The sequence below is a fragment of the Tersicoccus mangrovi genome (assembly GCF_036881825.1).
GTDB lineage: Bacteria > Actinomycetota > Actinomycetes > Actinomycetales > Micrococcaceae > Tersicoccus > Tersicoccus mangrovi.
In genome coordinates this window covers 728,576-740,901 of record NZ_JBAJMW010000001.1, presented here as the reverse complement: position 1 = coordinate 740,901, position 12,326 = coordinate 728,576, and the positions used below count along the sequence as shown (strand labels likewise).

Annotated in this window: 15 protein-coding genes; 12 read left to right on the top strand and 3 right to left on the bottom strand. The window is 73.6% G+C overall.

Annotation, left to right across the window (positions count from 1 at the left end; all coding sequences use genetic code 11):
* Positions 1-29: 29 nt before the first annotated feature.
* Positions 30-320: a DUF1905 domain-containing protein gene (locus V6N00_RS03655; protein ID WP_334230686.1), complete on the top strand. Its 291-nt coding sequence runs from the start codon at positions 30-32 to the stop codon at positions 318-320.
* 54 nt (positions 321-374) lie between these two features.
* Positions 375-1,373 carry a phosphotransferase family protein gene (locus tag V6N00_RS03650; protein ID WP_334230685.1) on the top strand — a complete coding sequence of 333 codons (999 nt, stop codon included), beginning with the start codon at positions 375-377 and terminating at the stop codon, positions 1,371-1,373.
* 3 nt (positions 1,374-1,376) lie between these two features.
* Here V6N00_RS03650 and V6N00_RS03645 read toward each other — a convergent pair whose 3' ends face one another.
* Complete coding sequence (locus V6N00_RS03645) at positions 1,377-1,721, bottom strand: hypothetical protein (protein WP_334230684.1); 345 nt, start codon at positions 1,719-1,721, stop codon at positions 1,377-1,379.
* Between the two features lie 159 nt (positions 1,722-1,880).
* Positions 1,881-3,107: a multidrug effflux MFS transporter gene (locus V6N00_RS03640; RefSeq protein WP_334230683.1), complete on the bottom strand. Its 1,227-nt coding sequence runs from the start codon at positions 3,105-3,107 to the stop codon at positions 1,881-1,883.
* A gap of 232 nt (positions 3,108-3,339) precedes the next feature.
* Here V6N00_RS03640 and V6N00_RS03635 point away from each other — a divergent pair, with 232 nt between their 5' ends.
* From V6N00_RS03635 to V6N00_RS03620, 4 genes are all read left to right on the top strand, one after another.
* Entirely contained in the window at positions 3,340-4,164 is an 825-nt protein-coding gene (locus V6N00_RS03635; protein WP_334230682.1) for a DUF4397 domain-containing protein, read from the top strand.
* Positions 4,165-4,315: 151 nt separating this feature from the next.
* Positions 4,316-5,026 (top strand): class F sortase, encoded by a 711-nt coding sequence (locus V6N00_RS03630; RefSeq protein ID WP_334230681.1) that lies wholly within the window; start codon positions 4,316-4,318, stop codon positions 5,024-5,026.
* An 82-nt stretch (positions 5,027-5,108) separates the two neighbouring features.
* A complete protein-coding gene (locus tag V6N00_RS03625) occupies positions 5,109-5,681 on the top strand; it encodes an RNA polymerase sigma factor (protein WP_334230680.1) in 573 nt (190 codons plus the stop codon).
* Complete coding sequence (locus V6N00_RS03620; RefSeq protein WP_334230679.1) at positions 5,662-6,561, top strand: anti-sigma factor; 900 nt, start codon at positions 5,662-5,664, stop codon at positions 6,559-6,561. Before V6N00_RS03625 ends, V6N00_RS03620 begins: the two co-directional genes overlap by 20 nt.
* Before the next feature lie 87 nt (positions 6,562-6,648).
* Here the strand turns inward: V6N00_RS03620 and V6N00_RS03615 are convergent, their stop codons facing one another.
* Complete coding sequence (locus tag V6N00_RS03615) at positions 6,649-8,886, bottom strand: MMPL family transporter (RefSeq protein ID WP_334230678.1); 2,238 nt, start codon at positions 8,884-8,886, stop codon at positions 6,649-6,651.
* A 95-nt stretch (positions 8,887-8,981) separates the two neighbouring features.
* Between V6N00_RS03615 and V6N00_RS03610 the strand changes: the two genes are divergently transcribed.
* From V6N00_RS03610 to V6N00_RS03585, 6 genes are all read left to right on the top strand, one after another.
* Positions 8,982-9,635, top strand: a complete 654-nt coding sequence (locus V6N00_RS03610; protein WP_334230677.1) for a MarR family winged helix-turn-helix transcriptional regulator — start codon at positions 8,982-8,984, stop codon at positions 9,633-9,635.
* A 25-nt stretch (positions 9,636-9,660) separates the two neighbouring features.
* Complete coding sequence (locus V6N00_RS03605; protein ID WP_334230676.1) at positions 9,661-9,951, top strand: helix-hairpin-helix domain-containing protein; 291 nt, start codon at positions 9,661-9,663, stop codon at positions 9,949-9,951.
* A gap of 32 nt (positions 9,952-9,983) precedes the next feature.
* Positions 9,984-10,832, top strand: a complete 849-nt coding sequence (locus V6N00_RS03600; RefSeq protein WP_334230757.1) for an NAD-dependent epimerase/dehydratase family protein — start codon at positions 9,984-9,986, stop codon at positions 10,830-10,832.
* 16 nt (positions 10,833-10,848) lie between these two features.
* Positions 10,849-11,094: a hypothetical protein gene (locus V6N00_RS03595; protein WP_334230675.1), complete on the top strand. Its 246-nt coding sequence runs from the start codon at positions 10,849-10,851 to the stop codon at positions 11,092-11,094.
* Positions 11,095-11,473: 379 nt separating this feature from the next.
* Positions 11,474-11,881 (top strand): hypothetical protein, encoded by a 408-nt coding sequence (locus V6N00_RS03590; RefSeq protein WP_334230674.1) that lies wholly within the window; start codon positions 11,474-11,476, stop codon positions 11,879-11,881.
* A gap of 159 nt (positions 11,882-12,040) precedes the next feature.
* Positions 12,041-12,322 (top strand): YciI family protein, encoded by a 282-nt coding sequence (locus tag V6N00_RS03585; RefSeq protein WP_334230673.1) that lies wholly within the window; start codon positions 12,041-12,043, stop codon positions 12,320-12,322.
* Positions 12,323-12,326: the final 4 nt, after the last annotated feature.

The window sequence follows — 12,326 nt, the reverse complement described above, 5'->3', positions numbered from 1 at the left end:
GTAACCCGTCCACGAGGAGAGCGGCGGCCATGGAGAGCCGGTTCGATGCCGAGGTGTGGCACTGGCGCGGCCCCGCGCCGTACCACTTCGTCAGCCTCCCGCCGCCGGTCGCGGCGGAGGTCCGGGACCTGGCCGCGGAGGTCACCTACGGCTGGGGCATGATCCCGGCGCGTGCCCGGATCGGCGGGACGACGTGGACGACGGCGATGTATGCCAAGGACGGCACGTACGCGCTGCCGGTCAAGGACGCCGTGCGCCGGGCGGAGAGCATCGACCTCGGCGACGTCGTCACCGTCCACCTCGAGGTGCCCGGCACCTGAGCCCAGGCCCTCGAGCGACCCCGGTGGTCCGCTTCCCCGTGGGACGATCGGACGATGGCCGCTCCGAGGATCACCGAGGCACTGATCTCCGCAGTGACGGCGGCCGCGACGGACGCCATCGGTGCGCCCGTGCACCTCGACCCCGCGTGGCGACCGCCCGTGCAGGGCGCCGTCGGCCACCTGCTCGGGCTGAGGGTGGCGGGGGAAGCGAGGGACCATCAGAGCGAGCCGCTGGTCGTCAAGGTCTTCCCGGCTGCCGCGGAGGAACGCGCCGCGACGGAGGCGCACGCCCTGCGGATCGCCGGGGTGCTCGGTGACCTGGTGCCGCGGCTGGTCGCGCGGGGCCGGTCCGACGACGGGATGCCCTTCGTGATCGTGAATCGGCTGCCCGGCGCCCGATGGGCGGATCGGCGGCCGGGGCTCTCGGCGGCGGAGGAGCGTCACGTCGTCGCCGAGGTCGGTGCGATCGCCGGGCGTCTGCACGCCGTGACCGGTCCCCACTTCGGCGCGCTGATCGACACGGGGCCCGATACCGCCGCCGACGCAGCCGGGACCGCAGGGGAGCGCCGGCCCGGTCTGCGGTCCTGGACGGACGCCCTCGTGGAGGGGACGGTCGCCGGGTTCCGGGCCGCCGGGGGCGAGGAGGAACTCGCGGCCGGCATCGAGCGCCTGGCCGGTACCACGCCGCTGGACGAGGAGATCCCGCCGTCGTTCTGCCATCAAGACCTCAACGGGGGCAACGTCCTGCTGCGGCACCTCCCCGGCACCCTGCCCGCGATCAGCGGCGTCGTCGACCTCGAACGCGCCGAATGGGGCGACCCGATGCACGACCTGGCGCTGACCGTCATCCACCTGATGCACGAGCGCGAGAGCGGCCTCGTGCCCGCGCTGCTCGACGCCCACGGTGGCATCGACGACGCGGCGCGGGCGAGGCTCCGGCTGCACGTGGTGCTGCGGATGGCCTCGGAATGGGCGTGGGTGACGATCGACCGGCCCGCCGACCGAGAGCTCAAGACGGCGACGCTGGCGGCCTGGATCCGCGAACGGGTGTGACGCTCAGGCGCGGCGCCGCCGTCCCCGGAGCAGCAGGGCGGCGGGAATCGCGGCCAGAGCGGCGAGCACGAACACGGGCATCCCGTTGATCACGCCGATGCCGCCGAAGCTGTTGATCGAGGCGAACGATCCGACGGATCCGATGGACGCGATCGAGCCGGAGGAGCCGATCGACGCGACGGACCCGGCCGACCCGATCGAGGCGAAGGAACCGACGGATCCGACGGACGCGATCGACCCCACCGACGCAACGGAAGCGATCGACCCGGCGGACAGCACCGACGCGAGCGAGCCGGCGGACGCGACGGAGGCGAGGGAGCCGTTCTCGGCGGCGGCGTGGGTGGTCATGACACCATCATGCCGACTCGGCGGTGCGCGCCGAACAGGGGCAGGGAGACTCCCGTCGATCGGAAGGAACCGGCGAGGTCAGCGCACGGGAGCGCGTGTGACTGCGCCGGAGTGCGTATCGGTCAGCGCGCCGGATGGGGTCCGACGCCGTGCGTGACGTCAGCGACTGAGTCGGCGGGCGAGGAACGCGGTCCCGAGAGCGAGGACTGACCACACCGCCATCGAGAGCGCCATCGGGACGGCCGTGTGCTGCCCGGCGATACCCGTCAGGGGGCTGACCAGGCCGCCGAGCACGAACTGCAGCAGGCCGAGCACCGCAGCGCCGGCGCCGGCCAGCCCGGGCACCCGGCTCTGTGCCTGGGCCACCGCGTTGCCCATGATGAAACCGATCGCGGTCTGCCCGATGAGCAGCTGCACCAGGGTCATCCACCCCGTGACGCCGCTGAGGATCAGCACGAGGCCGACGAGATTGACGGCCGCCATCACCATGACGGCGACGCGCAGGATGGCCGCCGGCTCCACGCGGTCCACCAGCCGGGCGTTGACCAGGCCACCGACGATGGCGCCGCACGCGTTGACGGCGAAGGCCACCGAGTACGCGAGCGCGGAGAAGCCCAGCACGTTCTGGATCACGAACGAGGACGCCGAGATGTAGGAGAACAGGGAGCCGAACGAGAAGGCGAACGTGAACGCGTACGCCATGAAGGAGCCGGTCCGCATCACCCGCAGCGACAGGCCGAGCACACCGCGCAGCGCGTGATGCCGGGCCGCCGGCGGCAGCGTCTCGGGCACGACCACGACCGAGCAGACCAGCATCACCGCCCCGAACACGGTCAGCGCCCAGAACACCGCCTGCCACGGGGCGACGGTCGCGATCACCCCTCCGAGCAGCGGTGCGACGACCGGTGACACCGAGGTGATCGTGGCGAGGATCGAGTAGAGTTTCGCCGCCTGCCGGCCCGTCGCGATGTCCGCCACGATGGCCCGCGCGATGACGACGCCGGCCGCTCCGGCCGCCCCCTGCAGCGCCCGCAGCGCGATCATCACCCCGATGCTCGGCGCGAACACGATGAGCACCGAGCAGACGAGGAACACCGCGTTGCCCGCGACGAGGAGCCGGTGCCGGCCCAGCACGTCCGAGACGGGGCCGAGGAAGAACTGCCCGAGTGCCATGCCGATCATGTACGAGGTCAGGGTCAGCTGGACGGCCGAGGCGGAGGTGCCGAACCACGCACTCAATCCCGGCATGGAGGCCAGGTACATGTCGGTGGCCAGGGGGCTGACCGCGCTGAGGATCCCGAGCGCGCCGATCAACACGGCGCGATCCCGCCCGCCGGACAGGCGCAGGCGGGACCGGACGGGTTCGTCGGGGGTCGCGGAGGTCATCGATTCCTCGAGGCGGCTGGTCAGGGTGCTGTCGGTTCCATCTCTAGCACGCCGGCCCACGACGGCCACCGTCCGCGGCGCCCCATGACCGGGAATCCGGCCTCGTCCGGGGCCCATTCCGCCCCGGCGGGGACACCCGTGCATCCGGGGACGGTGCGCGACCGGTAGCACGAGTGTCCCGACCCACTCGGACCGGCTCACGCGCCGGTTCCCTTCCCCCGGAGGAACCACCATGCGCACCACCCTTGCCGCCGCGGCCGTTCTCGGCCTCGCCACCGTCGGTCTCGCCACCGCGTCACCCGCCACCGCCGCCGACGGCGACGCGCAGCTCTCCGTGCTGCACGCCGTGCCCGGCACCACCGTCGACGTCTACGTCGACGGCGCCCTCACCCTGGACAACTTCACCCCCGGCACGCTCGCCGGCCCGCTGCCGGTGCCCGCCGGCAGCCACCAACTGGCGATCACGGCGCCCGACGCCGCGGACGCCTCCTCGCCGATCATCGGCCCGGTCGCCGCCGACCTGAAGGCCGGGGGCGACTACACCGCCGTCGCGCACCTGACCGCCGCCGGCAAGCCGGGCGCGACGCTGTTCACCAACGACACCTCGACCGTCCCGACCGGACAGGCGCGCCTGACCGTCCGGCACGTCGCCGCCGCCCCCGCGGTCGACGTCCTCGCCGGCGGCAAGGCCGTGCTGAGCGGGCTGACCAACCCCAAGGAGGCCTCCCTCGAGGTGCCCGCGGGCACCGTGTCCGCCGCGGTCGCGCTCGCCGGCACCACGAAGCCGGTGATCGGTCCCGCCGACCTCGCCCTCGGCGAGGGCACGACGACGGTCGTCTACGCGTGGGGCTCGGCCGCCGACGGCACCCTCGCCCTCGCCACCCAGACCGTGGGCGGCATGCAGCAGAACCCGAACGGGGTGCCAGCGGGTACCACCGGTGCCGCCGCCGATCCCGGGCCCGGGGTCGCCGTCGGTGCCGTGCTGGGCGTCGCCGCCGTCGCCGGCGCCCTGGTGCTCTCCCGCCGGGCGGCCCGGGCGGCTCACACCCGAGCCTGAGTGGAGCCCCAGCTCGATGATCCGCCCGTCCGACCCTGCCGATGCCGCGTCCCCTCGGCACCGGCAGGGTCACCCTTCCCGTCGATCCCCCGGACCGGTCCCGGCCCGGGGTGTCGGCGGTCCTCCGCTGCGTCTGACGCGCGGTTCGACCGTGCTCGGCGTCGCGGGGCTGCTCGTGCTCGGGTCGACGGGACTGGCCGCCCTGCCGGCACCCGAACCGGGGGAGCCCACCGGGTTGACCGTCGGTGCGCCCACGAGCACAGCACCGGACCCGACCTCGTCGACCGCCTCGTCGACCGCCTCGTCGACCGCCTCGCCGACTCCGGCGTCCACGGCGCCGTCATCCGCGGCCCCCCGCTCAGCCGTCCTCGGCCGCGTCCCCCTCGCGAAGGCCGTCCCCGCTCCCGCCCGCGCCGTCGCCACCCCCGTCGAGGTGCGCGCGCCGGCCCAGGACCTCGCCCTGCCCGTGGACGCGATGGGCGTCGACGACCGCGGTGCCCTGGCCATCCCCCTGACGCCGGGCCGCATCAGCTGGTACCGGTACGGCCCCGCGCCCGGCAGCGCCGCCGGGTCGTCCGTGTTCGCCGGCCACGTCGACGCACCCTGGGGCAAGACGCCGCTGTACCGGATCAAGGACCTGCGGCCCGGCGACACCGTCGACGTCGTGCTCAGTACCGGCAAGGTGCTCTCCTACCGGGTCCGTGCCGTCGACGCGATCACGAAGGCGCGGCTGGGATCGACCGACCTGTTCCGGCGCGACGGCTCCCCCGTGCTGCGCCTGGTCACCTGCGGCGGCCCGTGGCTGCCCGAGGCGCAGGACTACCGTGACAACGTCGTCGTCACCGCCGAACCCGTGCGGTGAGCCCTTCCGTATACTCGCGGTCAAGCAGACACGGGTCCGGCCCCGCCGTCGTCGATCGGGGCGGTCGATCACGGGAGTCGGCATGAAGCGCACCGCTCCGGTGTGGGATGCCGCGGCTGATCCGCGGTTCCGGGAGGGTGACCCGGAGGTGCTCGAGCGTGCGTTCCGGCACTGCGGCGCCGTCGTCCGGGGGCTCGCGCTGCGTGCCGTCCGCGATCCCGACGTCGCCGACGACGTCGTGCAGGACGTGTTCGTCCGGGCCTGGACCTACCGGGCCAGTTTCGACCCCGAGCGGGCGGTGCTGCCTGCCTGGATCATCGGCATCACCCGCCGCGTGATCGCCGACCGGGCCCGGCAGCTGGCCACGGACCGCAGCCGCACCGCCGACCTGGCCGATCACGACCCCGACGCCGCGGTGCCCGGCGAGGACGAGGTCGAGGCCGCCGTCACCCGGCTGATGGTCCGCGACGTGCTCGCGACCCTGCCCGACCCGCCGCTCTCCTTCCTCCACCTCGCGTTCTACGAGGACCTGACCCACCGGCAGATCGCCGACCGCACCGGGGTGCCGCTCGGTACGGTGAAGAGCCACCTGCGCCGTGGCCTGCTCGACCTGAGACGACGGATGGAGGCGAGCCGTGAAGCATCTGGATGGTGACACCGTCGCGCTGGCCGCCCTCGGGGAGGACGTCGGCGACGCCGCCCGGGCCCACCTGGACGGGTGTGCCCACTGCCGGGCCGAGGTCGTGGACCTCGCCGCGCTCGCCGACGCCGCCCGGACGAGCGGCCCGGAACTGGAACCGCCGTCCGACGCCGTGTGGTCCGGCATCCGGTCGCGGATCGACGCGAGGACGGACACGGAGACTGGCGCGGCGTCGGCGCCGGCCGGTGCATCGGGTGGCGGTGCCGCGGGCGGAGTGCCGGGCGCCGTGCAGGACGGCGCCTCCCCGGCGCCCGAGCGCGACTCGGCCGCGTCCGGGCCGGGTGCGCGTCCCGGCGCGTCCAACCGCCCGGCAGGTCGCCCGGGGGGCCGGGCAGGTCGCCGGGCGGGCCGGGACGAAGCCGCTCGGTCCGGTGCCGGCAGCGCGCCGCGCCGCCGTCGTCGTCCCGGCGCCCGGACCTGGAGCTTCGTCGCCGGGGCCGTCGTCGCCGCCCTCGTCGTGCTCGGCGTCGCGTGGGGCATCAGTGCGCGCTCGGGCGGCCAGGTGCTCGCGACCGCGAACCTCGCGCCCGTCGCGGCGTCCGGCGGCACAGGGTCGGGCTCGGCGGAGCTGGAGCGCACCGCGAACGGCATCGAAGAACTGCGCCTGCAGGTCGGCGGCGACCGCGTGCGCGGCTACCCCGAGGTGTGGCTGATCGCGAAGGACGGCAGACGAATGGTCAGCCTCGGCACCCTGCACGACGGGTCCGCGGTGCTGCCCGTGCCCGCAGGACTGGACGTGCACGACTACGCGACGGTGGACGTCTCCGACGAGCCCTTCGACGGGAACCCGGCCCACTCCGGCGACTCGGTGCTGCGCGGCTCGCTCACCTTCTGACGCCCGGCCTCCCGACTCCCGGTCCACTGGTCGATAGATGACGGAAATCCAGCCGCACAGCGCTCAGAACCGTCGAGAAGTGACCACTCAACGAGCTGGCGCCGGGTCCGGTCGAACGTCCGCGGCGTGGCGGCCGGCCGGACGGGACAGCCGGCCGGGCCACCAGATGGCCGGCCCGACCTGGTAGGTCAGCGCCGGGACCAGCAGCGTGCGCACGACGAAGGTGTCCAGGAGCACCCCGAAGGCCACGATGAACGCGATCTGCAGCAGGAACAGCACCGGGATGACGGCCAGGGCGGCGAACGTCGCCGCGAGCACGACGCCGGCCGAGGTGATCACCCCGCCCGTCACCGCGAGGCCGCGCAGGATGCCCGGCCGGGTGCCGTGCCGCGCGGACTCCTCCCGCACGCGCGTCATGAGGAAGATGTTGTAGTCGATCCCCAGCGCCACGAGGAACACGAAGCCGAAGAGCGGCACCGAGGGGTCCGCGCCGGGCAGGTTCAGCACATGGTTGAACACCAGCGAGGAGACGCCCAGAGCGGTGGCGAACGAGATCACCGTCGTGATGATGAGCAGCACCGGCGCGATCACGGCGCGCAGCAGCAGCATCAGGATGACGAGGATGACGGCGAGGGTCAGCGGGATGATCAGCGTCCGGTCATGGATCGACGTGTCGTTGGTGTCGATCGCCGTCGCCGTCTCCCCACCGACCAGGGCCACGCCGGCGAGGTCGGAGCGCAGCGAGCGCACGGTGGCCTCGGCGGCTGCACTGTCCGCCGGATCCGTCAGGGTCGCCTGCAGCAGCACGTCGCCGTCCGCCACCGTCGGTTTCGGTGCCGGGGTGCCGGGCCGTCCGACGGTCCCGACGCCGTCTTTCGTCACCGGCGCCGAGCCCGACGGCGAGTCCGCGCTCGTCACCGTCACGGCGTCGACGCCGTCGTGCGCGAGCAGCACGTCGGCCGCGCGTTGCAGGTCGCCCTGCTCGACGATGACCGAGGCGGGGGAGCCGGAGCCGCCCGGGAAGTGCTCGGCGAGGGCCTTCTGACCGTCGCGGGCGTCCGAGGTGCCGATCACGAGGTCGCTCTGCGGCACCCCGTCCGCGCGCAGGCCCACGATCCCGGCGGCACCGGCCAGCAGCAGCGCCACGCACGTGATCCACACCGTCCGCGGCCGACGGGCGACGAGGCGGCCCACCCGGGCGTACAGGCCGCGGGGGTCGACGGCGTTGTGCCGGTGTTCCGGCTCGAACCGGGGCCGCCGGGGCCAGTACGCCGCCCGGCCGAACGCGAACAGCAGCGCCGGGAGCAGGGTGAGGGCCGCGAGCATCGCGAACACGATGCCGAGCGCCGCCACCGGGCCGAGCGACTTGTTCGAGTTCAGGTCCGAGAGCAGCAGGCACAGCAGGCCGACGATCACGGTGCCCCCGGACGCGGCGATCGGCTCGACGGCGCTGCGCCAGGCCGCGAGGGTCGCGGCACCCTTGTCCGGCGTGGACCGCAGCTCCTCCCGGTAGCGGGCGGTGTAGAGCAGCGAGTAATCCGTCGCCGCGCCGATCACGAGGATGAAGAGGATGCCCTGGGTCTGCCCGGTGAGCGTGAGGATGCCGGCCTTCGCCAGCCACCACACCGTCAGCAGCGCGACGCACAGGGCGAACATGCTGGTCGCCAGCACCGCGACCGGCAGCAGCAGGGACCGGTAGACGATCACGAGGATGACGAGCACCGCGGCGAGAGCCACGAGCAGCAGCACCCCGTCGATGCCGGCGAAGGCGCCGACCAGGTCCGCGGTGAAGCCGGCCGGTCCCGTGATGTGGACGGAGACGCCGTCGGGCGCGGCCCGGGTCAGGCGGTCCCGCACCTGCTCGACGACGGTGGCCACCTCGCCGGAGGAGCTGATCGGGACGAACGCCTCGGCCGCCCGCCCGTCCTTCGCCGGGATCAGGGGCGAGATACCGCTCTCGACGCCGTCGATCTCTTTCAGCCGTGTGACGGCGGTGGTCAGTGCCTGCCGGTCCTGCGCGGTGAGGGTGCGGTCGGCGGTCATGACGGCGACGGCGGGGAGGGCATCGGAGGACGTGAAGTCGCCGAGCCGGTTCTGGACTTTCGTCGCGTCGGCGCTCGCGGGCAGGAAGCTCGTCTGGTCGTTGGAGGAGACCTCGTCGACCTTGCCGAAGTAGGGGCCGCCGATGCCGGCCGCGACGAACCAGATGGTGATGAGCAGCGCGGGCAGCACGATGCGCAGGGCCCGGCCGCCGGGGCGCCTGCCGCCTGCGCCGCCGCCTGGACGGGTGCCCGGCGCGGTGGTGGTCGGTGTGCGCGTGCTCATGATCGTTCTCCCGGTCGACGCGATGATCTTTCGCCAAGCTAACAAATAGCTCGGCGAGAAGGAAGCCGCCTAGCATGGACGCCGGAGGTGCACTGATGACGGAACAGCAGGCGGCGGAGTCCCGGGAGGGCGCGGCGGACCCTGCCGCGATCTACCGGCTCGACGCGAGCGATCCGCAGGGCCGCCTCGTGGACCGGGCCGGCCTGACGCCGGGCGACATCGCCCAGATCGACCGGCTGATGGGCGCAATGGGCCGGCTCAACGGCGTCGAGCGCGACCTCGCCGAACAGTCCCAGCGGTACATGCGCCTGAACGCGACGGACATGCGGGCCATCCACTTCCTCGTCGTCGCCGCCCACCGCGGCGAGGCCGTCACGCCCGGTGCGCTCGCCCGGCACCTCGGGATCGCGAGCGCCTCGACGACCAAGCTGCTCGACCGGCTCGAGGCGGCCGGTCACATCACCCGCACCCCGCACCCGACCGACCGGCGGTCCCAGGCCGTGCGGGTCACACCGGGCACCCACGAGACGGCGATGAACACGGTCGGCCGGGTGCAGGCGCGCCGGTACGGGGCCGCCGCGGACCTGACGCCGCAGGAACGGGAGGTGGTCATCCGCTTCCTCGACGCGACGGCCACCGCGCTCGCGGGCTCCGGCGGGCTCGACGCCGACGGCGCAGCCGCCGCGGACGCCGGCGGCGACGTCGCCCCCGCGGGGCCGGGTCGCCACGTGGACGGCCCTGTGACCTGAGCACGGCGTGCACTACCGTCGGGACATGAGCACCCCCCTGCCGGTCACCAGTGCGCCCGCGCATCGGGCTCTCGCCGCGCAGGGCATCGCGACGCTCGAACAGCTCAGCACCTACCCGGAAGCCTGGGTGGCCTCACTGCACGGAGTCGGCCCGAAGGCGATGCGCCTGCTGCGCGCCGCCCTCGCCGACGCCGGGTACGGCTTCGCGGCCGGTCGCCCACCGGCGACGTACGGGGTCGCCGGCCAGCAGACAGACCAGCAGACAGACCCGCAGACAGCTCAGCAGACAGACCGCGAGACAGGAGATCGCACGTGACCGATCAGAACAGCACTCACTCGGACACCCCGCTGCGCGTGGCGGTGACCGGCTCCTCCGGCAAGCTCGGCGTCGCCGTCGTCGAGGACCTGGTCGCCCACGGGCACCAGGTGATCACCCTCGACCAGGTCAAGCCCGCGGACCCCGCGACCGGTGCCCGCGTCGACCTGACCGACTACGGCCAGACGATCGACGCCCTCGGCGGGATCGAGGACCGGCACGACGGGATCGACGCCGTCGTGCACCTGGCCGCGCTGCCGTCGGCCGGCCTCGCGCCGGACGTCGCCACCTTCGAGAACAACATCCTCGCCAGCTACCACGTGTTCCGTGCCGCGCTGCGGCTGGGCATCCGCAACATCGTGCACGCCTCCAGCGAGACGCTTCTCGGCATCCCCTTCGCGCAGGACCCGCCGTACCTGCCCGTCGACGAGGAGTACCCGGTACGGCCCGAGTCCACCTACTCGCTGGTCAAGCACCTCGAGGAGACGATGGCCCACCAATTCGTGCGCTGGAACCCGGACCTGAAGATGGTCGGGCTGCGGTTCTCCAACGTGATGGCGGTCGAGGACTACGCGCAGTTCCCGAGCTTCGACGCCGACGTCACCAGCCGCGACTGGAACCTCTGGGCCTACATCGACCGGCGCGACGGTGCCCAGGCGGTGCGCAAGGCGCTGACCTGGCAACACACCGGGTACGAGACGTTCGTCATCGCCAACGACGACAGCGTGATGTCCCGCAGCAGCGCCGAGCTGGCCGCGACCCGGTTCCCGGACGTGAAGGTCACCAAGGAGCTCGGCGAGCACGAGAGCCTGCTCGCCAACGCGAAGGCCAAGCGCATGTTCGGCTTCGCGCCGGAGCACTCCTGGCGCGACCACGTGTGAGGACCGCGTCGACTCCATGAGGTGGCACGAGTTCCTCGGGCTGACCAAGCCGCGGGGCACGCCCCTCCGCGGTGAATTCGTCGCGCTGACCGTGTCCGCTCTGGTGGCAGCGGCGCTGCTGGCGATGTTCGCCCCGCAGACGCTGTTCTGGCTGGCCGCGCTCGTTGCGGCCGGCGTGTTCGCGGGCGTGCTCCTGGCCGTCACCGTCGTCGGTCGCCTCCGTGATCGGCGGGGGGACGTCGAAGGGCGCACGCCCGGATGACCCGCGCGCGTTTCGTGCTTCCCGGACGGCGTCCCCGGGCGTAGCCTCCGAGCCATGCGGATCACCCGGGTGACCACCGGCGTCACCGATCTGGACGAAGCGGAGCGCGTCTGGTCGCACACGCTGGGACTGCCGGCCGTCCGTCACGGCGAGGCGCTCGTCGTCGCCGTGGGGGACGCGACGTTGACGCTGGAGCTGCGGCCCGACGCCGACGTCGCCGACCACCTCGCACTCGCGATTCCCGCCGACGCGTTCGACGCCGCGCGGCGGTGGCTGACCGAACGGTGCGACCCTGCTCGCCCGGGACGGCCAGGACGAGTTCACCGGGCCGCCGGGGTGGGACAGCCGGTCGCTCTACTTCGCTGGGCCGTCGAGGGCGGTGCTCGAGCTCATCACGCGCGAACGGCTGCCCGACCGGATCGGCGAGCAGCCGTTCGGCCCGCACCACCTCCTGGGAATCAGCGAGGTCGGCGTCGCGGTGCCCGACGTGCCTGCCGCCGTCCGCACGCTCGCCGAGGTGGCGGGCCTGACGCCGTTCGCCGGCACCGAGTCCGCCGACTTCGCCGCCGTCGGGGACGACCACGGCCTCCTGATCCTGGCCGAGACCGGACGCGCATGGCTGCCCACCCGGGACCGGCGGGCCGCCGCCGCACCGTTGTCCGTCCGCCTCGTCGCCGGGTCGGCGGAGGATCCCTCCGGTCCGCACCGCGACACCGGGGGGACGACGTGCACCGCACGGCTCGGCGCCGCGACCATCACGGTCGCCGCCGGATGCCGGCCCGGCTGAGGCGCGGACCAGGTCCTGTGGCCCGAGCGCACGTCACACGGCGACCGCGCCGGGGTCCCGGCCGACGGTGAGGGCCTAGCGTGGGAGGCGAACGACGTCGCCGGATCCACTCGTCACGAGCGGGCCCGGCGGCGGCCCGCCGACCGAAGGAGTGCTGCGATGGCCCTGTTCGCCGTCACCTACCGCTACGCCGACGACACCGCTCGCCTGGACGAGCACCGGCCCCGGCACCGCGCCTTCCTGCGCGGCCTGCACGAGCAGGGCCGGTTGCGGCTCTCGGGCCCGACCGAGAACGGCGCGGCCCTGATCGTCATGGAGGCGGACACCGCGGAGGCGGTCGAGGCCGACCTCGACCAGGACCCGTTCAAGCTCGAGGGACTCATCGCCGAGCGCACCGTGCAGCCGTGGACGATCGTGATCGGCAGCCTCGACGGCCAGTGACGCC